Here is a 23,932-nt window from a genome sequence, read left to right as displayed (position 1 = left end):
AAGGGGAACAGCCGCCGTCGAACGGCTACTGCGGGCTACTTGGAATCGGCCGGAACAGCTTCCTTGGCATCGGACTTGGCAGCCTCCGGCGCCGGCTTCCCGGCTGCCGGGGCGGCGGCAGCGGCGGCCGGCTTGGGTGCCGGCGTCGCTGCGGCCACGAAGGCGCCGCGGGGGTTGTCCAGGTCCATCAGCTGCGTGGTGTCGCGGCCCAGGAAGAGCTGCCAGAACCAGCCGGAGATGACGCGGATCTTGCGCTCAACAGTCGGCATGGCCAGGCCGTGGTAGCCGCGGTGTGCCAGCCAGGCCAGCGGGCCCTTGAGCCCGATACGGCCCACGAGATTGATGTTGGCTACACCCTTCCATTCGCCGAAGCCGGCGACGGCGCCCAGGTTCTTGTGCTTGTAGTCCTTGAGCTCCTTGTTCCAGCGGGAGGCCCACAGGTTCTTGGCGAGGCGCTTGGCCTGGCGAAGGGCGTGCTGGGCGTTGGGAACGCAGGTGCCATCCGGCAGGCCGCTGCCCGTGAGGTCCGGCACTGCCGCAACGTCGCCGGCAGCCCAGGCGTTCTCGACAATTCCTTCGTCGCCTGCGATGCGCAGGTCGGCGAGAACACGGACGCGTCCGCGGGGCTCGAGCGGGAAATCGGTGGAGCGGACCATCGGGTTGGCCTGCACGCCGGCAGTCCAGACCAGGGTGTCGGATTCGAATTCCTGCGCCGGGGACTTGTCCGGGAGGTTGATGAGCTTCAGGGACCCCTCGGCGTTGTCGAGGGACGTGTTGAGCAGAACCTCGATGCCGCGGCTGCGGAGGTGCTCCACGACCCATTCGGCCTGCTTCGCGGTGACCTCAGGCATGATGCGGCCCATGGCCTCGACCAGGACGAAGCGGACTTCCTCCTGCTTGACGCGCGGGTTGTTCTTGACCGCGGCGCGGGCCAGGTCCTCCATTTCGGTGATGCACTCGATGCCGGCGAAGCCGCCGCCGACGACGACGAACGTCAGCGCGCGGGCGCGCTGGACGGGGTCGGTCATGAGGGAGCCGGTTTCGATGCGCTCAAGGACACCGTTGCGCAGGGCCACGGCTTCCTCGATGGTCTTCAGGCCGATGCCCTTCTCCGCAAGGCCCTTGATGGGGAAGGTGCGGGTGATGGCACCGGCGGCCACGACGACGTCGAAGTAGGGAATCTCGAAGTTCTCGCCGCCGTCGGCCGGTGCAATCACGGCGGTGCGGTTGGCGTGATCGATCGAGGTAACGCGGCCCTCGATCAGTTCAGTCTGCTTCAGGTGCTTGCGGTGCGAGACGACGGCGTGGCGCGCCTCGATGTTGCCGCCGGCAACTTCGGGCAGGAAGGGCTGGTAGGTCATGTAGGGCAGGGGATCCACGACGGTGACGATGCCGCCGGCGTTCGCGATCTTTTTCTGCAGTTTGAGGGCTACGTACAGGCCGACGTACCCGCCGCCGACGACGAGTACCCGGGGACGGTCCTGGAGCTGAGGGGAGGATGCCATGGGTCAAGAATACAGTAGTTTGTGAAAAACTTCACTAACTATGTCGGGTCCCCCGACCCTACTGAATCCAGGACCCCGGTTTCCGGATCCCCGGGCGACTCCTTGGGGCCCCGCAGTGCACGCCTCAGGTGGAACGCGGCTGCCCCGAGGATGCACACGAACAATCCGCCGAATCCCAGGACCACCAGGGCCGGAACGGCGTCGTCGAGCTGGGACGCCGGCTCCGCGACCGGGACTGTCGCCTCGGGAAGAGTCGGGGCAGCGCTGGTGGGTGCGGGAGCGGCCGCCGGTGCAGATGTGGCCAGGTTCCCCCGCCGATGGACCCGGATCCAGTCCGAAATCGAGCCCAGGGGGTTGACTTTGGTTTCGGGAACGTCGGCCTTCAAGGCAGCCTCGGCGTTGAGCACACCGAAGCCGTACAACGGATCCTTGCCGGGCGCCCCGGCGTCCTTGGCGGTGGTGACAATCCGGTTGATGACCTGGCTGGCTGTCATGTCCGGCCATTTGGAACGGATCAGGGCAGCGACGCCGGCAACGATCGGGGTGGCGCCGGAGGTCCCGGCCCATTCGGCGTAGCCGCCAGCGGGCATGCCCCCGACGAGGTTCTCGGCGGGAGCGGCGACACCGATGCTGATGCCCTGGGAGGAGGAATCGATGCTCGCAGCGCCCTTGCGGTCGAGCCCGGCCACGGTGAGTACGCCCGGGATGGTCGCCGGAGCGCCGACCTGCGCGTTGCCGCCCACCCGGTTGCCCGCGGCGGCGACGATCACCACGTCCTTCTGTTCCGCGTACAGGAACGCCGCATCCCAGCTCTGCGGCCATTCAGGAGAGGTACTGCCGAGCGAGATATTGATGACGCGGGCGCCGTTGTCAACGGCCCACCGCACCGCCTCCGGGATCTGGTCCTGGTCCGTCTTGCCGCCGGGGTTTGCCGACCCCAGCCACGTAGACACGGACAGCAACTGTGCCTCCGGGGCAACGCCGACGATTCCGTCCGGGCCCACGGGAGAGCTCGGGGCGGAACCGGGGCTCGGGGTGGCCGTGGCCCCGGCGGGCTGGTGGCCGCGTCCGGCGAGCATCGTTGCCACGAGGGTGCCGTGCTCGGGCTTCGCCCCGATGCTCTTCTGGCCGTTGGAGCTGCCGGCCCCGGAGATGTCGGCGCCGCCGGTGAGGACTCCGAGCAAGTCGGGGTGGGTGCCGTCCACGCCGCTGTCGATCACGGCCACTTTGACGTTCGCGCCTTTGGAGACTTCCCAGGCCTTGATGATCCCGGACTCGGTGAGCCAGTATTCCTTGTCACGCCAGGAATCGGCCTGTGCGGCCGGGGCTGCAGTGAGGGCCGCCGCGAGGGTGCCGCCGGCGAGGGCCAAGGCCATCAACGCCGAGGCGGTCCTTCGGTGCCGGGCTGTTGCTCTGGTCATTCGGGTCCTATCGGCGGATGCGCCATCGAGCAGAAGCACGCATTTCTGGGGCAAACAGCTGATGCGCGATCAGCTAATGCTGAGGGCAATTCCGTCAAGAATATCGTGTTCGCTGGTGACGGCCGTGGCGATCCGGCCGTCCGTGGCCTCTGCGAGACGCGCCAGGACACGGCGCCAGACGAGCCCGCCGGCGCCGATCACATCCACCCGGCCCGGATGCATGTAGGGCAGGGCGGCACGGTCCGCACGGGACATGTCCAGGAGTTCCGTGCACGCCTTCCGCGCGGCCTCCAGGCCAAGCTCCGTGCCGTGGATCGCGGCCGGGGAATACTCCGGCAGGCGCAGCGCGTGGGCTGTGATGGTGGTGACCGAACCCGCGACGCCGACGACGACGGCGGCGCGTTCCAGCGGAACGGTCCGTGCCGCCTCGGCGATCGCGGCGTCGACGTCGGCCTCCGCCGCGGTAATCTCCTCCGCCGTGGGCGGGTCGCTGCGCAGGTGCCGCTCGGTCATGCGGACGCAGCCGACATCGACGCTCCTGGCGGCGATGACGCCGCCGGCGTTTCCGAGCACGAACTCCGTGCTGCCGCCGCCCAGATCCACCACGAGCACCGGTTCCTCGCCCCGGGAGGGCAGGACGCTGCTGGCGCCGGCGAAGGACAGCGCGGCTTCCTCATCCCCCGTGATCACTTCCGGTTCCACACCGAGGAGTTCGCGGATCCCGTCGACGAAGACCTGCCGGTTGCTGGCATCACGGGTGGCGGACGTCGCCACGAAGCGTACTTTCTCGGCGCCATGCTCGCGAATGAGCGCGGCGTAGTCCCGGGTTGCCGCAAAGGTGCGCTCGAGGGCTTCCTGGGCAAGTTCCCCGGTGGCGTCCACGTCCTGCCCCAGCCGGACCACGCGCATTTCCCGCACGACGTCCGTCAGTTGCGGTGTCCCGCCGGTCTTGTCGCCGGCTGTTTCGATGTCCGCGATCAGCAGACGGATGGAGTTCGTGCCGCAGTCGACGGCGGCGACGCGGGTCACTGTCCGGCCTCGGCGCCGTCAGCGTTCCCGGCGGCGCGTGACTTGCGGACCGGGGCGGGGCGGCCGACAATCTCCGGCAGGCCCTGCGGGCCGTGGCGGCTGAGGTCCTGCGCGGGAACCTCTCCCCCGGTGTCCCAGGCGCCGTCGCAGTAGCACCGGTCCGCCGTCCACCATTCGCTGATGGCGGCGATGGCTTCATCACCGAGCGGGTTGACGCCCGGTCCGGCGGCCAGGGAATGACCCACGAGGACATGCAGGCACTTGACCCGGGCAGGCATGCCGCCAGCGGAGACGCCGTCGATCTCGGGGACGGAGCCGATGCCTGACCTTGCACCGATCTCGGCCCGGGAGGCCAGGTAGGCCTCGTGCGCGGCGCGGTAGCCGGCAGCCAGCGCCGCGTCGGTGCCGAGCCGGTCGTTCATCCGGTTCATGAGCCCGGCTGCTTCCAGCCGAGAGACCGCGGAGGTGATCACCGGATGCGTCAAGTAGAAGGTGGTGGGAAACGGTGTGCCGTTGCTGAGCCGCGGCGAGGTGGCCGCCACGAGCGGGTTGCCGCAGACGCAGCGTGCCGGGATCTCGACGACGTCGCGGACCGGCCGTCCGAGCTGGCGGCTCAGGACGTCGAGGTCGTGCGGGGACGGCTGACGGCCGCCCTCAAACGTGCCTGCCGGGCTCGCAGTGTTCCCTGCCACTGGGGTCTGTGCCCCTGGGTTCTCGTCCACTGGCGCGGCACCTTCCTGCCCTGTTCTTAGGCTGTCCGTACGACGGCCCCGGCGGCGGGCGCCGCGTCTAGTCTGTTGCCGACCGCCTGATGGATTCCCAGAGGGAGTCCACCCACGGCAGGTTGGCCGGGTCTTGAGCTGTTGGTGCACCCGCGGCGCCACCGGACTGTCCGGCAGGAAGATCGCTGCCGAATACCCAGTAGCCCGTCTCTCCGGGCATAACCATGTTAATGCGGTCGCGGGCCTGCTGTTTCACATAGTTCGGATCCTGCCACCGCGAGACCTGGTGCTTGAGATCGTTCTGCTTCGACTGCTGGGCCGCGATGTCCGCCTGTAGTCCGGCGATTTCGGCGCGTTTGTCGAGGAAGATCTTGACCGTGGGCGCCAGCATGATGGTGATGGCGATCATGACGACGCCGAGGGCCAGGAGCCTGCCGGAGAACGCCTTGGCCGGTACGGGGTCGAGGGACCCCGCAGACTCCGTTGTGCCGGTTTTCGTGGTGGACGTCCGGTCGGGGGTGCCTTTGGCGGCGGGTTTGGCTGTCCTGGGCCGGCCGGCGCCCGGTGCAGGTTTGCTTGATGCAGGTTTGCTCGATGCAGGCTGTGCGGCTGCCGGTTTGCCGGCCGCAGGCCTGGGCGCCTGTTTGCCGGGTGCACGCCCGGGTGCCTGTCCTGGGGCCGCACTGCGGGACCCGCCGAAGTCCGCCTTGATGACGTCGCCGTCGTCGCCTGCCCCCAAGCCTGCGGCCGGGGACGTGGGGGCCGCGGGCGCAGCCCGGGGAACCTTGGGACGGCGGGTAGCCATGTCACTCCTGTAATGCCCGGTCCCTGCCGGGCTGGCTTGCTTCTCTCCTGCTGGCCTCCGCGGCCTGGACCGGCGGCGTCATCATTCAGGCGCCAGCATCAAGCCAGCTGTTAAGGGATCCAAAACAGCACCGGTGGCCATGGTCTTTCAACCATAGCCACCGGTCACTGGTTTTCGCGGCTTCTAGCCTTTGAAACGCGGGAAGGCGCTGCGCCCGGCGTAGCGTGCGGCGTCGTCGAGTTCCTCTTCGATGCGCAGCAGCTGGTTGTACTTCGCGACGCGTTCGGAACGGGCCGGGGCACCGGTCTTGATCTGGCCGGCGTTGGTGGCAACGGCGATATCAGCGATCGTGGTGTCTTCGGTCTCACCGGAACGGTGCGAAGTGATGGTGGTGTAGCCCGCGCGCTGGGCGAGGGAAACAGCATCCAGGGTCTCGGTCAGGGAACCGATCTGGTTGACCTTGACCAGCAGCGAGTTGGCGGTCTTCGAGTCGATGCCAGTCTGCAGACGCTCCGGGTTGGTGACGAAGAGGTCATCGCCGACAATCTGGACCTTGTCGCCGATTGCGTCTGTGAGGGCCTTCCAGCCTTCCCAGTCGTTCTCGTCAAGCGGGTCCTCGATGGAAACCAGCGGGTAGTCGGCAACGAGTTCGGCGTAGTAGGCGCTCATGTCAGCCGAGCTCAGGGCCTTGCCTTCGAACTGGTAGGCGCCGTCGGTGTAGAACTCGGACGAGGCGACGTCCAGGGCCAGCGCAATGTCCTTGCCCGGGGTGTAGCCGGCGTTCTTAATGGCTTCCTGGATCAGGTCCAGGGCCGCGCGATTGGAGGGCAGGTTCGGGGCGAAGCCACCCTCGTCACCAAGGCCCGTGGAAAGACCCTTTTCCTGCAGGACGGCCTTGAGCGCGTGGTAGACCTCGACACCCCAGCGCAGTCCTTCGGAGAAGGTCTCGGCGCCGAGCGGGACAACCATGAACTCCTGGATGTCGACGTCGGAATCGGCGTGCGAGCCGCCGTTGAGGATGTTCATCAGCGGCACGGGCAGGACGTGGGCGTTCGGGCCGCCCAGGTACTTGTACAGCGGCAGGTCGGCGGAGGCCGCAGCGGCGTTGGCGACAGCCAGGGACACGCCCAGGATGGCGTTGGCGCCGAGCTTGCTCTTGTTGGGGGTGCCGTCGAGGTCGATCATGGACTGGTCGATGCTGCGCTGGTCCGTCGCGTCGAAGCCGATCAGGGCCGGGGCGATCTGGTCGATGACAGCGTCGACCGCCTTCTGGACACCCTTGCCGAGGTAGCGGCCCTTGTCGCCGTCGCGGAGCTCGACGGCCTCGTGCTCGCCGGTGGAGGCGCCGGAGGGAACTGCTGCGCGGCCAATCTGGCCGTCGGAGAGCAGGACTTCAACTTCTACGGTGGGGTTGCCACGGGAATCGAGGATCTCGCGGGCGTGGATGGCATCGATAAGCGCCATGGATTTGCTCCTTTGGGTGAAGCGATCGGCTGGGAATCTGACAGCTGGGAATCTAGCGGAAAACTCGACGTCCTAGTCGCTACTAGCGTAGTCGAGGGCGGCGGAGGTTACGGAAAACTATCCAGAACCCGGACGTCATGATGCGGCACTTTGCTGGGCCTGGAAGCGGCGCGCCGCCCCGCGGAGGGCACGTTCGGCGTCGAGTCCTGTGCCGCGCGCGGCTGCGACGATGCCGAACAGCAGTTCGCCGAGCTCCTCCTCCGTTGCCGGGATCCCGCCCTGCCCGGAGACAGGGGCGAGGCCGGCCCGTTCGGCCCGGTCCAGGAGCTTCTGGGCCCGGGCAAGCGCCGGAAGCGCCGCAGGGACACCGTCGAAGGCATGCCCGCTTTCGGGCTTTTCCGCCTTTTTGACCGCGTCCCAGGTGAGCACGATTGCCTCCACCGTGGCAGGGAAGGAGTCCTGCAGGGAGCCGTCGGGGCGGAACACGTGCGGATTACGGCGGACCATCTTGGCGTTGAGTGCGCGGGCGACGTCCTCGAAAGTAAACGAGTGGCGCTCCTCGGCGAGCCGGGCGTGGAGCACCACCTGCAGGAGGACGTCGCCAAGCTCGGCTTTCAGTTCAGCATCGCCGCCGCCGGCCTCGATGGTTTCCGCGACCTCGTAGGCTTCCTCCAGGAGGTACTCCACGAGGGACTCGTGGGTGAGGGCGCCCATCCAGGGGCAGTGGGCGCGCAGCTCGGCGATGGTCTCCAGCAGCTGCCTGAGCCCTGCTGCGGGACCATCGCCCGGCGCGTCCACCGCGTTGGAGTTGGTGCTAGCCAAGGTCGGCGTAGGCCTCGTTGATGTATTCGACCAGGGCTTCCTTCTCTTCCAGCGGAAGGAAGGCGGCCTCGGCTGCGTTGAGCGTCAGCTCGAGCAGGTCATCGAGGTCGTAGTCGAAGGTCTCCACGAGCAGCTCGAACTCGTCGGTAAGGGTCACGCCGCTCATGAGCCGGTTGTCGGTGTTGATGGTGACGTTGAAGCCGAGCTGGTAGAGCATGTCCAGCGGGTGGCTCTCGATTCCCTCGCCGAAGCCGGCAATGGCGCCGGTCTGCAGGTTGGAGGAGGGGCAGATCTCCAGCGCGATGCCGCGGTCGCGGACCCAGCTGGCGAGTTCGCCCAGGGTCACGAGGCCGATGTTGTCGTTGACTTCGTCGCTTTCGGCGTCGGGGCCTTCATCTTCGTCGAATTCGACGGTGACGTCTTCGGCGATCCGCACACCGTGGCCCAGGCGCAGGGCCCGGCCGTCCACCAGTGCCGACTGGATGCTCTCCAGGCCCGCGGCCTCGCCCGCGTGGACGGTGGCCGGGAAGTTGTGCTGCGCAAGGTAGGTGAAGGCGTCCTTGAACCGGGAGGGCAGGAAGCCGTCCTCGGCTCCGGCAATGTCGAAGCCGACCGCGCCCTTGTAGCGGTGCCGGACTGCCAGCTCGGCAATCTCCTGGCCGCGGTCCGCGTGCCGCATGGCGGTGATGAGCTGGCCGACCTGGATGTCACGGCCGGTTTCGGCGACGGCATCGACGCCGGCTTCCAGCCCCGCCTGCACGGCTTCGACGACGTCGTCCAGGCTCAGGCCCTTCTGCAGGTGCTGTTCGGGGGCCCACCGCACTTCGCCGTACACAACGCCGTCGTCGGCCAGGTCCTCGACGAATTCCTTGGCGACGCGGAACAGGCCTTCCTTGGTCTGCATGACGGCGATGGTGTGGTCGAACGTCTCGAGGTAGCGGACCAGGGAACCGGAGTCGGCGGATTCGCGGAACCACTCCCCCAGCGCGACCGGGTCGCTCGAGGGCAGCGTGTGTCCCACGGCCTCGGCAAGTTCAATGATGGTTGCCGGACGGAGTCCGCCGTCCAGGTGGTCGTGAAGGGAAACCTTGGGAAGGCCCTTCAGGTCGAAGTCGATGTCAGGGGCAGCGTCAGGAATAGTCTCAGTCACGTTCCAACCATAGGGTCGCAAGGATGCCGGACGCTACTTCCGGCCGGCGTCGGCGTCCTTGGAGGTTCCCGTGAGTAGGGCGCCGGGGCCTGCGTGGGCCGCGTGCGCGGGCTCTCCGACGGCGGGACCGGCGGATCCGCCGTCGTGGCGTCCCAGGCGTTTGTGCCACCAGCGCAGGAGGTGGTCGATCAGGACACCCAGCACGATGGCGAACACGACCGCGATGCCCGCACTCAGCAACGGGTTATGGTGCAGCCACGGGAAGGAGCTGGCCAGGACCCCGATGCCCAGGGAATAGACCACCCAGGTCAGGCAGGCAGAGGCGTCCAGGAAGAAGAATCTCCGGTGCGGAAAGCCGGTGGTGCCGGCAACATAGTTGACGGCCACGCGTCCCCAGGGAATGTAGCGTGCCGTGAAGATCAGGACGGCCCCGCGCTTTTCGAGTTCGTACCGCGCCCAGCCGAAGACCTTTTGGACCTTCGGCTTGCGCATCCACCGGAACCGTTCCAGGCCGATCTTCCGGCCCAGCATGTAGGCCGTATTGTCGCCCGCGATCGCGCCGACGAGCGCCGTCAGGCCCAGGATCCAGAGATTGGGCTGTCCGCTGTGCAGGGAGTACGCCGCCAGGGCCACAATCAGGGTCTCGCTCGGGACCACCATTGCGAAGCCGTCCACAAAGAAGAAGACCAGGAGGAGGGGGTAAATCCACCACTGGCCAGCTGCATGGAGCACGACCTCATTAATGAACTCCACGCGGGCATTGCTCCTAGAGGAAAATGTGGGACGAAACGAAGCGCAAAATATGACACCCGGAAGTGACGTGAATCGCTCCTAAGTGTCCCATGCCCAAGGCTGGCTCCGCTACGTTGCCGCTGTGGTTCTTCTCGCCGGCACCCTGTGGTGCCCGCCGGAAGGCACCCCGGAGGCCTGGCTAGGGCTCCGACGGCGGAGCCGCGTGCCTGCGCTCCTCCGGTAGCTTCCCGCGGATCTTGCTGATGCCGACATCGACGAGGATCCCCAGGACGATCGCGCAGATGATGGCGGTGATTGCGGCCAGCAGCTGGTTGTCCTCAAACCGGTGCCCGAAGAACGTCCCGACCCCCACGGAGTAGCCTGCCCAGAGCATCCCCGAGAACGCGGTCAGCCCCGCGAACCGGTACCGGCGGTAGTGGGTGACCCCGGCGGTGAAGTTCACGGCCACCCGGCCGATCGGGACAAAGCGCGCCACGAGGATCAGCGAGGCGGGCCGTTTCCGCAATTCCCGTCCGGCCCAGTCGAACGCCCGCTGCAGACGCGGCCGCTGCATCCATGACCAGCGGCGCATGCCGGTGCCCCGTCCGATCACATACGCGAAGTTGTCGCCCAGGAAGGCGCCGGCGGCGGCGGTCGCGATCAGGAACACCGGGTTCGGGACCTCCGCCGTCGCCGCGACGGCGGCCAGCCCGACCACGACCGACTCGCTGGGAATGGGCGGGAAGAAGCCGTCAATGACGCAGCAGGCGAACACAAGGACGAGAACCCAGGGTTGCCCTGCGGCTGCGAGGATGAAGTCGTTGATGGCCTGCACGGTTTCCTAACGCACGGCGGGGCCAGGAGTCTCCCGGCTGCTGTGGTGCCAGTGTACTGGCCGGCCCGCCCGCCACCCCTCCGGTTGCGCTACGAGCAGGATGCGCAACCGGGCTGGAAGGGTCAGGCCCGGGGTCAGGCGATGCGGTCGATGATGAGCTGCTGCGCCGGCCGGGAGCCTTCCGGCGCGATCATGGCGGCGTGTTCGAGTGCCTCCTTGGCCCGTTCGAACTTCTCCGGAGTGTCCGTCAGGAGGGTCATGAGCGGCTCGCCGGCCTTCACGGTGGCGCCCGGCTTTGCGTGCATGCGCACGCCGGCGCCGGCCTGGACCACATCCTCCTTGCGGGCGCGTCCGGCCCCCAGGCGCCACGCGGCGACCCCGACGGCCATGGCGTCGAGCTCCACCAGGACACCGTCGGCGGGGGCGTAGATGACCTCGGATTCCTTCGCGACCGGCAGTTTGGCCCGGGGGTCCCCGCCCTGCGCCTGGATCATGCGGTTCCACACGTCCATGGCGCGGCCGTCCTTCAGGGCAGCCCGCGGGTCGGCGTCGTGGACACCGGCGCAGGCCAGCATCTCTTCCGCCAGCCGGACCGTGAGTTCGACGACGTCTTCCGGGCCTCCGCCGGCCAGGACCTCGACCGATTCCTCGACCTCGATCGCGTTGCCGGCCGTCAGGCCCAGCGGCGTGTTCATGTTGGTCAGCAGGGCCACCGTGTTGACGCCGGCGTCCTTGCCCAGTGCCACCATGGTCTCGGCCAGTTCGCGCGCCCGGGCCTCGTCCTTCATGAAGGCGCCGCTGCCCACCTTGACGTCAAGCACCAGGGAACCGGTGCCTTCGGCGATCTTCTTGCTCATGATCGAGGACGCGATCAGCGGGATGGCTTCCACTGTTCCGGTGACGTCGCGGAGGGCGTAGAGCTTTTTGTCGGCCGGGGCCAGGCCGGCGCCGGCCGCGCAGATGACCGCGCCCACGTCTTGGAGCTGGGCCAGCATTTCCTCGTTGCTCAGGTCCGCGCGCCAGCCCGGGATCGCCTCAAGCTTGTCCAGGGTGCCGCCGGTGTGGCCCAGCCCGCGGCCCGAGAGCTGCGGTACGGCAACCCCGAAAACGGCCACGAGGGGCGCCAGCGGGAGCGTGATCTTGTCCCCGACGCCGCCGGTGGAGTGCTTGTCGGAGGTCGGCTTCACGCCGCCGTCGGGCCGGCGCAGGCTGGAGAAGTCCATCCGCTCACCGGAGGCGATCATCGCCGCCGTCCAGCGGGAGATCTCGGCACGGTCCATGCCGTTGAGCAGGATGGCCATGTTCAAGGCGGCCATCTGTTCATCGGCGATGGCGCCGCGGGTGTAGGCGTCGATGGTCCAGTCGATCTGCGCGGGGCTGAGCACGCCCTTGTCCCGCTTGATGCGGATGATGTCGACGGCGTCGAACGCTTCAGACATGTGTGGGGTCGGTGTCACCGGGTTTCCTCCAGGTGTTGGGGGCCAAAGGCATCGGGAAGGACCTGGTCCATGGTCTTGATTCCCTGTGTGGTCATGAGCTCCATGCCCGGAGCCCGGAATTCATAGAGCAGCTGCCGGCAGCGTCCGCACGGCATCAGGACGTTGCCGCCGGCGTCGACACAATAAAAGGCGCGCAGCAGGCCGCCGCCGGTCATGTGCAGGTTGCCCACGAGGGCGCACTCGGCGCACAGGGTCAGTCCGTAGCTGGCGTTTTCGACGTTGCAGCCGCTCACGATCCTGCCGTCCGCGGTGAGGCCAGCTGCCCCCACCGCGAACTTCGAATACGGCGCGTAGGCGTTCTTCATGGCGGCGACCGCGGCGGCCTCCAGGGCACCCCAGTCGACGCCGTGGGATCCGGCGGATCCGGCCGTACCGGAGTCCGGGGCCGCGGCGGACTGTTCTTCGCGCACGGCCGTCAGCCCTTGACGTACGGTATGCCGTCGGCCGCGGGCGGCCGCGAACGTCCGACCAGCCCGGCCACGGCAATGACCGTCAGTGCGTAGGGCAGCATGGCCATGAACTGGCTCGGAACCGGGGATCCGATAATGGTGATGATGCTCTGCAGATTGTCGGCGAACCCGAAGAGCAGTGCTGCCAGGAAGGCGCCGATCGGATTCCAGCGGCCGAAGATCATGGCAGCCAGCGCAATGTAGCCGCGGCCGCCGGACATGTCCTTGCTGAAGGCGTCCACCGAGACAAGCGTGAAGAAAGACCCGCCGATGCCAGCGATGGCACCGCCCATGAGGACGTTGCGGAACCGGGTACGGTTCACATTGATGCCAACCGTGTCGGCAGCCTGGGGGTGCTCCCCCACGGCCCGCACGCGCAGGCCCCACTTGGTGTGGAACAGCCCGACATAGACGACGATGACGGCGACGTACATCAGGTAGCCGACCAGGGACTGGTGGAACAGGATGGGTCCGATGATCGGGATATCGGCAAGGAACGGGATGTCGACTGCCTGGAGCCGGCCTGGCTTGTTCAGCTGCTCCGGGTTCGCCGTGAGCAGGGTGGAGAACAGGAAGCTGGTGAGCCCGCTGATCAACACATTGAGCACCACGCCCACAATGATCTGGTTCACGAGGTACTTGATGCTCACCACGGCAAGGACCAGGGATACGAGGGCGCCCGCCACTGCCGCCGCAATAAGCCCGAGGTAGACGTTTCCCGTCACTGTGGCGACGACGGCTGCCGAGAACGCGCCGAGCAGCAACTGGCCTTCGATCGCGATGTTGACTACACCGGCACGCTCACACAGCACACCGGAGAGCGAGCCAAACACCAGCGGAACGGCGAGCGTCACGGCTCCGGCCATGAGGCCGCCGAGCGAAATTGACGGCTCGGTGTCCCGGCCGCCCGCGACGATCCAGATCATGAACCCGACGAGGAAGACCACCGCGAAGGTGCCGCCCAGCCATCCCGGGATCCGGCGGTGCTCCAAGGTCAGGAAGCAGGTGTAGGCGGCCATGGCCAGCAGCAGGACGGAGCAGATCCAGCCCAGCGCCATGGACGGCACGGTGATCTTTTCGACCCGGGCGACGCCGAGGGCGGCCAGGCCGAGCACGACGACGGCCGCGACGGTGGCTGACGGAATCCAGCGGTCCACAGTTTCGCCGCTGCGGCGCCGGTTCATCCACCGGTAGCCCAGGTACGCGGCGGCGGCCAGCGCGACCACGAGCGTGATCCACGCTGCCGCGGAGGATGCGTTGGGGTCGCGGGCTTCGGCGATCCGGAAGCCGGCCGACTTCGTGTTGGCCAGGAAGCCGAACAAGATGGTGCCGAGTACGGCCAGCAGCCCCAGTCCGATGCCGGCTTTCCAGCTCACCAGTTCGGCGGTGCCCGCTTTGGCGCCGGCCCGTCCCCCTGTCTGTCCGGGGCCTTCCGCTGCCTGCCGGCTGGCGGGAGGTTGTGTCGTGGCGCTCATGCTGCCGCTCCGCTCTTCACGCCGCCGGCCGTTGAACCGGCGGTCCCACTCTTGGTGGACTTCTTCTTACGGGGATTGAGTCCGAATATCGCACGGACCAGCGGCGGTGCTGCGATGAACAGCACGATCAGGGACTGGATGACGAGGACAATATCGATTGGCGTCTGCGTCTGGGCCTGCATGGCCACGCCACCGGCCCGGAAGGCTCCGAACAGGAGCCCGGCAAAGAACGTCCCCCACGGCGTCGAGCGCCCGAGGAGCGCGACCGTGATGGCATCGAACCCGATGGATGCGGCCACACCGCCGGACAGGTACTTTTCCGTGCCGGACACCTGGGCGATGCCGGCCAGGCCCGCCAGGGCGCCGGCGATCGCCATCACCAGGATGGTGCTGCGCGCGACGTTGATGCCGGCGGTCCGGGCGGCGTTCGGGTTCGCGCCGACGGCACGGAACTCAAAGCCGATGGTGGAACGGTTCAGCAGCCACCAGACGAACGCGGTGGCCAGGATCGCGGCGATGAACCCGGCGTGCAGCCGGAACTGGGGTCCCAGCAGTTCCGGGAACAGCGCGGTGGAGTCCAGGAACGGGGAGATGGGGTTGGTGGAACCCTTGCGCTGGAAAGCCGGGGTGGTCAGCAGGAACAGGAGCAGGAAGTTGGCGATGTAGTTGAGCATGATCGTCACGATCACCTCATGCGCACCCGTCCTGGCCTTCAGCAGGCCGACAACGCCGCCCCAGACCGCCCCGCCGACGAGGCCGGCGAGGATGACGACCAGCAGGTGCAGGCCGATCGGCAGGTGCCAGGCAAATCCGGTGTAGGCGCCAAAGAGTGCGCCGAAGATGATCTGCCCCTGCGCACCGATGTTGAACAGGCCTGCACGGAAGGCGAGTGCCACGCCGAGCCCGGCGCAGATAAGCGGGGTGGCGACGGTCAGCGTCTCGGTGATCGGGTACAGCTGCGCGGCCAGGTCAGCGCCGGCCCAGTTGAAGATGGAGCCCTGGACCAGAGCCGCGTACGGGCGGAACACTTCGGTCAGCAGATCTCCCGGAAGGGCGAAGAAATAGCCTGCCGTGGCCGCGACCTTGGGATTGGTCACCGCCATCAGGATGCCGCCGATGACGATGGCGAGCAGCACGGACAGCACGGACACCATCGCGTTGCCGGTGAAGATCTGGTGCAGCACCGATTCGCCGCTGTCCCGCTCCCGCCGTTGCGTCGCTGCCGGAACGGCGGACGGGGGGATCTGGCCCCCGGCGGTGTCGAGAACGACGCCGGAGGCGACGGCGTCGGACGTGTCCGGCTCGGGTTCGTGGTGCTCAGGGGGGACCGCAGCGTGCTTGCGGGCCGCAGCCGCCGGCTCCGGGGTCGTCTTTTCAGACATGTGCTTCTCCTTCGTGGCCGGCAGGCTCCGGCACCGTGGCCGTCGTCGGGCCGCTGTGGGCGTGGGCTGCGGCGCTGGCTTCGGCCTCGTTGGCCGGGACTCCAGCCATCATCAGGCCCAGCACGTCGCGGGACGTGGTGGCCGGAACAATGCCGACCAGCCGTCCCCGGTAAAGGACCGCGATCCGGTCGGCCAACTGCATCACCTCGTCCAGTTCGGTGGAGACGATCATGACGGGGGTTCCGTGGTCCCGTTCGGCGATGACCCGCTTGTGGACGAATTCAATCGATCCCACGTCCAGCCCGCGGGTGGGCTGCGACGCGATGAACAGGCGCAGCGGCCGCGAGAGTTCCCGGGCCAGCACCACTTTCTGCTGGTTGCCGCCGGAGAGCGTGCCCACGGCCGCTGACACGGACTGGATGCGGACGTCGAACTCTTCGACTTTCTTCGCGGCGTTCTCTGCGATCACGCCAGGCTTCATGCCCACGCCCCGGGCGAAGGGTGCTTTGTCGTAGAGGTCCAGGATCATGTTTTCGGAGATCGAGAAGGTGCCCACGAGTCCGTCGAGCGTGCGGTCTTCGGGGACGAACCCGACTCCGGCCCCGAGGATGTGCTTGACGCTTCGGCCCAGCAGTTCCTCGCCGTCGAGGGTGATGGATCCGGACACGTGCGGCTGGACCCCCAGGATGGCCTCGGTCAGTTCGGTCTGGCCGTTGCCCTGCACGCCGGCGATGGCCAGCACCTCGCCCTTGGCGATGTCGAAGGACAGGTCGTCGACAACGTGCTGGCTGTTGTGGTCGGTCACTGTCAGGTGACGGACCTTGAACGTGACCTCGCCGGTCTTGGCGGGGCCCTTGTCCAGCGTCAGGCTCACCGCGCGTCCCACCATGGCGGACGCCAGCTCCGTAGGCGAAGCCGTGGGCTCCGCCTGGCCCACAACCTTGCCGCGGCGGATGACAGTGATCGTGTCCGAAATCGCCTTGACCTCGCGCAGCTTGTGGGAAATGAAGACGATCGACTTCCCGTCCCGCTTCAGCTGGCGGATGATATCGAGCAGTTCGTCGGTCTCCTGCGGCGTGAGCACGGCGGTGGGCTCATCCAGGATCAGGACCTCTGCGTCCCGGACCAGGGCCTTAATGATTTCGACGCGCTGCTGGACACCCACGGGAAGGTCTTCAACCATGGCGTCGGGGTCGACGTCGAACCCGTACTGGTCCGAAATCTGGCGGATCTTCTCCCGTGTGGCTTCAAGGTTGAGAAGCCCTCCAGCTTTGGTGGTCTCGTTGCCGAGCGCCACGTTCTCGGCCACGGTGAAGACCGGGATGAGCATGAAGTGCTGATGGACCATGCCGATGCCGGCCGCCATTGCCTCTCCGGGGTCCTTGAAGACGACGGGTTTGCCGTCGACCAGGATTTCACCTTCGGTGGGGTCGTAGAGTCCGTAGAGCACGTTCATCAGGGTGGATTTCCCTGCGCCGTTTTCCCCCAGCAGACAGTGGACCTGCCCGGGCTCTACGACCAAATCGATGTGGTCATTGGCTACCAGGGATCCGAATCGCTTCGTGATCCCTCTCAGTTCGAGTTTCAAAACCCCAACCAATCTGTGTGTGGATGGATCTGCTCCGGCGCGTTGTCGGCGGCAGGGCAACGGGTAATCCCAGCCTAGTGTCCGCAGGGGTCCCTGGGCAGAGAGGGCTGGCAAGCAAAACGCTGCAAGCAAAACGCTGCAACCAAAACGCTGCAGGCAAAACGCTGCAGGCAAAACGCTGCAAGCAAAACAGAGCGCGCTGCCCTTCGGCCGAGGTAACGGCGGAAGGGCAGCGCGCCCCGCGGTGTAATGCTTATTTGGCCGGGCTGGACTTCGACTCGACCTTGACGGTGCCGGAAACGATGTCCTTCTTCAGCTGGTCCAGCTCGCTCTTCAGGTCTGCCGGCACGGCGGCGTCGAGATCGTGGAACGGAGCCAGGGCCACGCCGCCGTTTTCGAGGGTGCCGATGTACGGTGCGGCGTCGAACTTGCCGTCCTTGTCGTCCTTGATGACCGTCTCCACCGCGGTGGACATGGTCTTCTGGACCGAGGACAGGATCACGGACTTGTAGTCGGGGGCGGTCAGGTAACCGTCGGAGTCAACCCAGATCAGCTTCGCGTCCTTGCCCTTGGACTTGGCCTCCAGAATCGCGCTGCCTGCGCCCGAACCCACGGGGCCGGCCACGGGAAGGATGATGTCCGCGCCCTGGTCCAGGAAGCCCTGGGTGAGGACCTTGCCCTTGTCGACCTGCTTGAAGTCGCCGACGAAGGTGCCGTCCTGCTTGGCCTTGTCCCAGCCAATGAGCTGGACGTTCTTGCCCTTCTTGTCGTTGTAGTACTTCACGCCGTCGGCAAAGCCGTCCATGAAGATCGTGACAGTCGGGATGTTGATGCCGCCGAAGGTGGCCACCTTCCCGGTCTTCGAGGTGCCGGCCGCCAGGTAGCCGGCCAGGAACGCGGCCTGGGCCGTGTCGTAGACGATCGGCTTGACGTTCTTGGGGAACGTGGGGTCGTTGTAGTCGATGATCGCGAAGTGGCTGTTCGGATTGGCCGTGGCGATGGACTTCGTGGCGTCGCCGAGGAGGAAGCCGACAGTGACGGTGAGCTTGCAGCCCTGCTGCACCATGGAGCGCAGGTTGGGGTCGTAGTCGGTGTCAGCCTTGGACTGGACGTGCTTCTCCTGGATGCCGAGGTCCTTGACGGACTGCTGCAAACCTTCGTAGCCGGACTGGTTGAACGACTTGTCGTCGAATCCACCGGAGTCGGAAACCATGCATGCGGTGTAGTCCGACTTCGTCGCGGAGCCGGAGGCGCCCGACGACGACGGGGCAGCTCCGCAGCCGGTGAGCAACAGTGCGGCCGCACCCGCGGTGGCGACGCCGGCCATAGAACCGCGCTTGAGGGTTGCACGCAGTGAGTTCTTCAATTTTCCTCCAGGAAGAAAGGGTAGGCGCTACGACAGGAGTTCAATGAGTGTCTGTTTCGGGTGGTTCGACCCAAACTGAAGTTGTCACTGACGGATTCGCAGCACTGCGCCGAGGCGCACGGATGGAAGCTACTTTAGTGTCCTGCGACACGTGCAGTAACACAGTTCACAGGGAATACCCAGATTGTTGAGAACTTGTTACCAATCGGTAGTCCCGTGCCGTCCGGGCAGGCCACGCTCAAACGCCTCCGGCGCCGGTTCCGCAAGGGAACCGGCGCCGGAGGCGTGTCTTTTGGGGCCTTGGGCCAGGCTAGAGCCGGACGAGCATCTTGCCGGTGTTGGCGCCGTCGAGCAGGTCCATGAACGCCTGCGGCGCGTTCTGGAGTCCGTCCACGATGGTCTCGTCGTAGCGCACGGTGCCGTCGGCGAGCCACGCGGACATGGCCTCGACGAACTCGGCCATGTGCTGCCAGTAGCCGCTGACGAGGAAGCCCTTGAGCGTCAGCTGCTTGCCGATGGCAAGCATGAGGTTCCGCGGAGCCGGGGTGGGCTCGGTCGCGTTGTACTGCGAAATGGCGCCGCACATGGCCACCCGGCCGCCGACGGTGAGCGCGGACAGCGCGGCTTCGAGGTGTTCGCCGCCGACGTTGTCGAAGTAGACGTCGATCCCGCGTTCCCCGGCCGCGGCAGCGAGCTGTTCGGCCACCGGGCCGTCGTGGTAGTTGAACGCTGCGTCGAAGCCGAGCTCCAGCAGACGGGCGACCTTTTCCGCGGATCCGGCGCTGCCGATGACGCGGGAGGCACCCATGGCCTTGGCGATCTGGCCCACGAGCGAGCCCACGGCACCTGCGGCACCCGAGACGAAGACGACCTCTCCGGACTTGAACTCCGCAACCTTCAGCAGGCCGGCGTACGCCGTCAGGCCGGTCATGCCCAGCGCGCCGAGGAATGTTGACGCCGGGGCGAGGTCGGTGCGTGCCGGGGTGGTCGCGGCAGCGTCCAGGACGGCGTATTCGCGCCAGCCCAGCGAATGGACGACGGCGTCGCCCACCTTGCGGTCCGCGGACCGGGACGCGATGACCTCGCCGACCGCGCCGCCGTCGAGCGCTTTGTCCAGGGCGAACGGGGCCGAGTAGGACTTCACGTCATTCATGCGGCCGCGCATGTAGGGGTCCACCGAGATGAAGAGGTTGCGGACCAGGACCTGGCCGTCCTGCAGCTCGGGCAGCCGGGACTCGGCGAGGCGGAAGTTCTCCGGGACGGGACGGCCGTGCGGCCGGGATGCCAGCTGGATCTCGCGGGTGCTGGCCGGGAGTGTGGTTTCGGTGTTGGCGCTCATGCGGCGACCTCCATGATCTTGATGTCGACAGTGATGTTGCCACGGGTGGCGTTGGAATAGGGGCAAATCTGGTGGGCCCGGGCCACCAGGTCCTCGGCGGTCTGCCGGTCCACGGCGGGCAGGGCGATCTCGAGCTCTGCGGCCAGGCCGTAGCCGGCTGCGTCCGCGAGGGCGCCAAAGTGGATCTTGGCGGCGACGGCGGAATCGGTCAGGTCCGCCCGTTCCTTGCGTCCGACGAGGCGAAGGGCGGAGTGGAAGCACGCGGCGTAGCCGGCGGCGAACAGCTGCTCCGGGTTGGTTCCGGCGCCGTCGCCGCCGAGTTCCACCGGACTTGCGAGGGTGACCTGGAGTTTGCCGTCATTGCTCACAGCGGTGCCGTCGCGGCCTTCGCCCGAGGCCAGCGCTTCGGCGGTGTAGAGAGTCTTCATGGGATTCCGTTCTCGTGGAGGGACATAGGGGTTCAGCGGGTAACTCGCCGGAAGCCTGCGGAGTCGCCGGGAACTTCCGGCGAGTTGGCACGCCTCCCGCGATTTCGACGTCGACGCGCCGGGCTGTCGGGGAGGCTCAGTGGGAGGCCTGGAGCGCGCCGGCCAGCCGGCCCAGGGTTTCGCGGAGCTGGTCCAGTTCCGCCGGCGTGAGGCCGGCGGCGTCGGCGAGCCGCTGCGGGATGCCGCTGGCCTTGGCGCTGAGTGCGGCGCCGGCGTCGGTCAGGGAGATCTGCACGCGGCGCTCATCCTCTACGGACCGGCGGCGCTGGACGAGGCCGAGCGCTTCGAGCCGCTTGAGCAGCGGCGAGAGCGTTCCGGAGTCGAGCCCGAGCTCCTCCCCCAACTCACGGACGCTGCGCGGCTCCGCTTCCCACAGCACCAGCATGGCCAGGTACTGCGGGTACGTCAGGCCGAGCTCCTCCAGCATGGGCCGGTAGGCGGCCGTGGCAGCACGGGAGGCCGAGTACATCGCAAAGCACACCTGCCGGTTCAGGCGGAGCGCTTCCGAAGCGGCCGTGCGGGTCCCCTCTGGCGTGGTCATGACACCACCCTACGCCACAACCAAGTTGCACGCAATTCAGTTGTGCACAATCAAAATTGATGATCGGACGGTGCCGCCGAAACCCCGGAGCTGGCCGCCGCCCCCAATGGATTCTCCCCACCTTTGCCGGCTCCCGACGGCGCGTCAGCCCGCACCGCCGGCGCGTCCCGGCGTCGTGCTGTCAAAGGTGCAGAGATCCGGTGCGTCGAACCCGGGATGCAGGGTTTCGGGGCCGGGGCCTAGAGGTCGCGGAGCGTGCGCAGCGCCGCTGCCGCGAGGACCCGGATGCCGAGGCCCAGGGCGCGTTCGTCCAGGATGTAGTCGCCGCGGTGGAGGTCGTACTCCTCACCGCCTGGCGTCTTGGTGCCCAGGCGCATCATGGCACCGGGCAGGTCCGCCAGGAACCACGCAAAGTCTTCCCCGCCCATGGACTGGGGCGTGAGGACGACGGCGCCTTCACCGATTTCCGCGCGGGCCGCGGCCTCGATCAACGCAGTCTCGTGTTCGGAGTTCACCACGGGCGGCACGCCGCGGGTGTGTTCCAGGAGGACGTCGACGCCGTAGGGCTCGGCGACCTGGCGGACGACGTCGTCAAGGAGCTCGCCGGCGCTGTGCCAGGCGTCGCGGTCCAGGCACCGCATGGTGCCGGCCATGAAGCCGCTGCCCGGAATGGCGTTCGGGGCGGACCCGGCGGAAATCTGGCCCCACACTACCGAGACGCCGCTGCGGACGTCGACGCGGCGGGAGAGCACGGCGGGAACGTTGACAGCGATCTGGGCCAGGGCGAAGACGAGTTCTTCGGTCAGGTGCGGGCGTGAGGTGTGGCCGCCGCGTCCGGAGAGCTCAATCTTGATGGTGTCCGAGGCAGAGGTGATGGCCCCGATCCGGGTGCCGATCTTGCCGACTTCGATCCTGGGGTCGCAGTGCAAGGCCAGGATACGGGGCACGCCTTCCAGGACGCCCTGCTCGATGCAGGCGTGCGCTCCCCCGGGCATGGTTTCCTCGGCGGGCTGGAAGATGATCCGGACCGAGCCCCGGAGCGGCGAGTGCTCGTGCATGCGCTGCAGGATCAGGGCGATGCCCAGCATCGTGGTGGTGTGGACGTCGTGTCCGCACGCGTGGGTGACGCCGTGGTGTTTGGACGCGAACTCGAGACCGGTTTCCTCGATGATGGGAAGGGCATCGATGTCGCCGCGGAGGGCCGTGGCGATGGGGCCCTCCCCGACGTCGACCGTGACGCCCGTGCCTTCAAGGCGGCGGGGCTTCAGGCCTGCAGCCTCGAGCCGTTGCACTAGCTTCTCGGTGGTGCGGAACTCCTTGAAGGAGAGCTCCGGGTGCGCATGGAGGTCACGGCGGAAAGCGATTAGCTCCGGCAGGAGGGGCTCCAGCCACGGCCCCACCAGTGTGGTGGGCTCAGCTTCAGTAGTGTAGTTGCGCACGGAATAACTCTAGCGAGCGCTCAAGGAATAGCGGCATCGCGGACGGCGAGTTACGGATTCCTGCACGACGACTGGCCGGCAAAGCGGCCATCCAGGCGGGAGGAACGCCTACAGTACGTCGGTATCGCCGCTGGCCTTGAGCGCGTCAACGGCCTGCTTCACCCGCTGCGAGTGTTCCTTGTGCATGACCAGCAAGGCATCAGGGGTGTCCACGACCACGACGTCCTTGATCCCGATCAGGGCGATCACACGCTTCGTGTCGGAAACGACCACGCCGCTGGCGTCCTCGGTGAAAACGCGGGCGCCCTCGCCTATCACGGTGACGTCCTTGACTTCCTTGGCGCTGTTGAGCCGGCCCACGGAGGCGAAGTCGCCGACGTCGTCCCAGCGGAAGGTCCCGGGAACAACGGCGACGTCCCCTGCGGCAGCAGCCGGTTCGGCCACGGCGTAGTCAATCGCGATCTTGGGCAGCGTCGGCCAGATCCGGGCCGTGACTTCATCCCGCTGCGGTGTGTCCCAAGCCCGGGCGATTTCCTGCAGGCCGGCGAAGAGCTCCGGCTGGTTCGCTTCGAGGTGCTTGAGCATGAGCGATACCGGCGCGACGAACATGCCGGCGTTCCAGACGTATTCCCCGCTGTCCAGATACTGCTGGGCAACTTCCTCGCTGGGCTTCTCCACGAACTCCACCACGGACTGCGCACTGGGGGCGTCAGGGATGTTGAGGGTCGCGCCCGAACGGATGTAGCCGAAGCCGGTGGACGGGTGTGTGGGCTTGATGCCGATCGTGACGATCTTCCCGGCGGCCGCGGTGTAGATGGCCTCGCGGACGGCGTCCTGGAAGAGCTCGTCCGGGCTGATGACCTGGTCCGCGGCGAAGGAGCCCATGATGGTGTCCGGGTCCCGCTCGTGGAGGATGGCCGCGGCAAGGCCGATCGCCGCGCCGGAGTCCTTGGGCTCGCTCTCCAGCACCAGGTCAGCGTCCTGGACCTCGGGCAGCTGCCGGCAAACCGCTGCGCGGTGGGCCGAGCCGGTGACCACAAGCACGTGCTTGCCGGCGAGCGGCTGCAGGCGGTCGTAGGTTGCACGCAGCAAAGTGCTGCCCGAACCGGTCAGGTCGTGGAGGAATTTCGGGGCTGCGGCCCGGGACAGAGGCCAGAGGCGGGTCCCCACGCCGCCTGCGGGAATTACCGCTATGAATCGGTCCAGCGGTGAAACCTGGCTTGTCGCTTTGTCTGTAGTCATCACGGCTACTTTAGCTGAACTCGGCCGATTCACCCCTGAATGCTTCCCCTCAGCTTTCGCATTACCGCCCGAATGTGGCGTTCGTCTCAAAACCGGCGCAAAACCGCGCCGCGGCCTGTCACCATCGGGTTCCCAAATTGAATAAGCTGTGGGCGAAGCCTAGATTTAGGCTTGAGCTTACGAGTGCTCTCGCAGCAGGCGTTCCCCCCGCGTGGATCCCATGCCAGCGCCGCTGTGTTGCAGGGAGGTTTATTCAGTGCCGACAAAACCAGCTGGCACCTTGTACCGCGGCCGTGAAGGCATGTGGTCCTGGGTTGGACATCGCATTACCGGTGTAGTGATCTTTTTCTTCTTGTTGGTCCATGTGCTGGACACCTCATTGGTGCGTGTGTCCCCCGAGGCCTACACCGCCGTGATTGGTGCCTACAAGAACCCCCTGATGGCCCTGGGTGAAACGGGCCTTGTTGCAGCGATCGTGTTCCATGCCTTCAACGGCCTGCGGATCATCGCCGTGGACTTCTGGAAGAAGGGCGCAAAGTACCAGCGCCAGATGCTGTGGACGGTCCTGGGTCTCTGGGTTGTCGTCATGGTGGGCTTCTCCATCCGCCACCTTTCCATCGCCTTTGGAGGTCACTAAGC

General features: G+C 67.0%; 22 protein-coding genes. 1 reads left to right on the top strand and 21 read right to left on the bottom strand.

What is annotated here, in order from left to right; translation table 11 throughout:
* Positions 1-35: 35 nt before the first annotated feature.
* The 21 genes from AC1DES_RS06485 to AC1DES_RS06385 form a co-directional block, all read right to left on the bottom strand.
* Entirely contained in the window at positions 36-1,505 is a 1,470-nt protein-coding gene (locus AC1DES_RS06485) for an NAD(P)/FAD-dependent oxidoreductase (protein ID WP_476894868.1), read from the bottom strand.
* A gap of 38 nt (positions 1,506-1,543) precedes the next feature.
* The gene (locus AC1DES_RS06480; protein ID WP_476894867.1) at positions 1,544-2,926 is read right to left on the bottom strand and encodes a S8 family serine peptidase; all 1,383 of its coding nucleotides are present in this window, start codon (positions 2,924-2,926) and stop codon (positions 1,544-1,546) included.
* A 69-nt stretch (positions 2,927-2,995) separates the two neighbouring features.
* Positions 2,996-3,955 carry a Ppx/GppA phosphatase family protein gene (locus tag AC1DES_RS06475; RefSeq protein WP_476894866.1) on the bottom strand — a complete coding sequence of 320 codons (960 nt, stop codon included), beginning with the start codon at positions 3,953-3,955 and terminating at the stop codon, positions 2,996-2,998.
* A complete protein-coding gene (locus AC1DES_RS06470) occupies positions 3,952-4,647 on the bottom strand; it encodes a DUF501 domain-containing protein (protein ID WP_476894995.1) in 696 nt (231 codons plus the stop codon). The genes AC1DES_RS06475 and AC1DES_RS06470 overlap by 4 nt, the downstream gene beginning before the upstream one ends.
* 97 nt (positions 4,648-4,744) lie before the next feature.
* The gene (locus tag AC1DES_RS06465; RefSeq protein ID WP_476894865.1) at positions 4,745-5,482 is read right to left on the bottom strand and encodes an FtsB family cell division protein; all 738 of its coding nucleotides are present in this window, start codon (positions 5,480-5,482) and stop codon (positions 4,745-4,747) included.
* A gap of 183 nt (positions 5,483-5,665) precedes the next feature.
* Positions 5,666-6,946, bottom strand: coding sequence for a phosphopyruvate hydratase (eno, locus tag AC1DES_RS06460; protein ID WP_476894864.1), 1,281 nt, complete (start codon positions 6,944-6,946; stop codon positions 5,666-5,668).
* Between the two features lie 135 nt (positions 6,947-7,081).
* Positions 7,082-7,660 (bottom strand): MazG nucleotide pyrophosphohydrolase domain-containing protein, encoded by a 579-nt coding sequence (locus AC1DES_RS06455; protein ID WP_476894994.1) that lies wholly within the window; start codon positions 7,658-7,660, stop codon positions 7,082-7,084.
* 100 nt (positions 7,661-7,760) lie between these two features.
* Entirely contained in the window at positions 7,761-8,918 is a 1,158-nt protein-coding gene (locus tag AC1DES_RS06450) for an adenosine deaminase (RefSeq protein ID WP_476894863.1), read from the bottom strand.
* Between the two features lie 33 nt (positions 8,919-8,951).
* Entirely contained in the window at positions 8,952-9,671 is a 720-nt protein-coding gene (locus AC1DES_RS06445) for a DedA family protein (protein WP_476894862.1), read from the bottom strand.
* Between the two features lie 178 nt (positions 9,672-9,849).
* Entirely contained in the window at positions 9,850-10,485 is a 636-nt protein-coding gene (locus AC1DES_RS06440; protein WP_476894861.1) for a DedA family protein, read from the bottom strand.
* Between the two features lie 134 nt (positions 10,486-10,619).
* A complete protein-coding gene (locus AC1DES_RS06435; RefSeq protein WP_476894993.1) occupies positions 10,620-11,924 on the bottom strand; it encodes a thymidine phosphorylase in 1,305 nt (434 codons plus the stop codon).
* Positions 11,925-11,938: 14 nt separating this feature from the next.
* Positions 11,939-12,313: a cytidine deaminase gene (locus tag AC1DES_RS06430; protein ID WP_476894992.1), complete on the bottom strand. Its 375-nt coding sequence runs from the start codon at positions 12,311-12,313 to the stop codon at positions 11,939-11,941.
* 86 nt (positions 12,314-12,399) lie between these two features.
* Positions 12,400-13,908 carry an ABC transporter permease gene (locus AC1DES_RS06425; RefSeq protein ID WP_476894860.1) on the bottom strand — a complete coding sequence of 503 codons (1,509 nt, stop codon included), beginning with the start codon at positions 13,906-13,908 and terminating at the stop codon, positions 12,400-12,402.
* Positions 13,905-15,290 (bottom strand): ABC transporter permease, encoded by a 1,386-nt coding sequence (locus tag AC1DES_RS06420; protein ID WP_476894859.1) that lies wholly within the window; start codon positions 15,288-15,290, stop codon positions 13,905-13,907. The genes AC1DES_RS06425 and AC1DES_RS06420 overlap by 4 nt, the downstream gene beginning before the upstream one ends.
* Positions 15,283-16,878: an ABC transporter ATP-binding protein gene (locus tag AC1DES_RS06415; RefSeq protein ID WP_476894858.1), complete on the bottom strand. Its 1,596-nt coding sequence runs from the start codon at positions 16,876-16,878 to the stop codon at positions 15,283-15,285. Before AC1DES_RS06415 ends, AC1DES_RS06420 begins: the two co-directional genes overlap by 8 nt.
* Before the next feature lie 253 nt (positions 16,879-17,131).
* Positions 17,132-18,244: a BMP family lipoprotein gene (locus tag AC1DES_RS06410; RefSeq protein WP_476894857.1), complete on the bottom strand. Its 1,113-nt coding sequence runs from the start codon at positions 18,242-18,244 to the stop codon at positions 17,132-17,134.
* A gap of 310 nt (positions 18,245-18,554) precedes the next feature.
* The gene (locus AC1DES_RS06405) at positions 18,555-19,583 is read right to left on the bottom strand and encodes an NADP-dependent oxidoreductase (RefSeq protein ID WP_476894856.1); all 1,029 of its coding nucleotides are present in this window, start codon (positions 19,581-19,583) and stop codon (positions 18,555-18,557) included.
* A complete protein-coding gene (locus tag AC1DES_RS06400; protein ID WP_476894855.1) occupies positions 19,580-20,011 on the bottom strand; it encodes an organic hydroperoxide resistance protein in 432 nt (143 codons plus the stop codon). Before AC1DES_RS06400 ends, AC1DES_RS06405 begins: the two co-directional genes overlap by 4 nt.
* Before the next feature lie 136 nt (positions 20,012-20,147).
* The gene (locus tag AC1DES_RS06395; RefSeq protein WP_476894854.1) at positions 20,148-20,612 is read right to left on the bottom strand and encodes a MarR family winged helix-turn-helix transcriptional regulator; all 465 of its coding nucleotides are present in this window, start codon (positions 20,610-20,612) and stop codon (positions 20,148-20,150) included.
* A 239-nt stretch (positions 20,613-20,851) separates the two neighbouring features.
* Entirely contained in the window at positions 20,852-22,051 is a 1,200-nt protein-coding gene (locus tag AC1DES_RS06390; protein ID WP_476894853.1) for an amidohydrolase, read from the bottom strand.
* A gap of 108 nt (positions 22,052-22,159) precedes the next feature.
* On the bottom strand, positions 22,160-23,293 hold the full coding sequence (locus tag AC1DES_RS06385; protein ID WP_476894852.1) for a mannose-1-phosphate guanylyltransferase: 1,134 nt from the start codon (positions 23,291-23,293) through the stop codon (positions 22,160-22,162).
* Positions 23,294-23,549: 256 nt separating this feature from the next.
* Here AC1DES_RS06385 and sdhC point away from each other — a divergent pair, with 256 nt between their 5' ends.
* Positions 23,550-23,930: a succinate dehydrogenase, cytochrome b556 subunit gene (gene sdhC / locus AC1DES_RS06380; protein WP_476894851.1), complete on the top strand. Its 381-nt coding sequence runs from the start codon at positions 23,550-23,552 to the stop codon at positions 23,928-23,930.
* The last annotated feature ends 2 nt before the right edge of the window (positions 23,931-23,932 follow it).

Source organism: Arthrobacter sp. 05T442, from assembly GCF_056395945.1.
The sequence above is the reverse complement of the archived record's forward strand: the minus strand, read 5'-3'. Positions and strand labels throughout refer to the sequence as shown.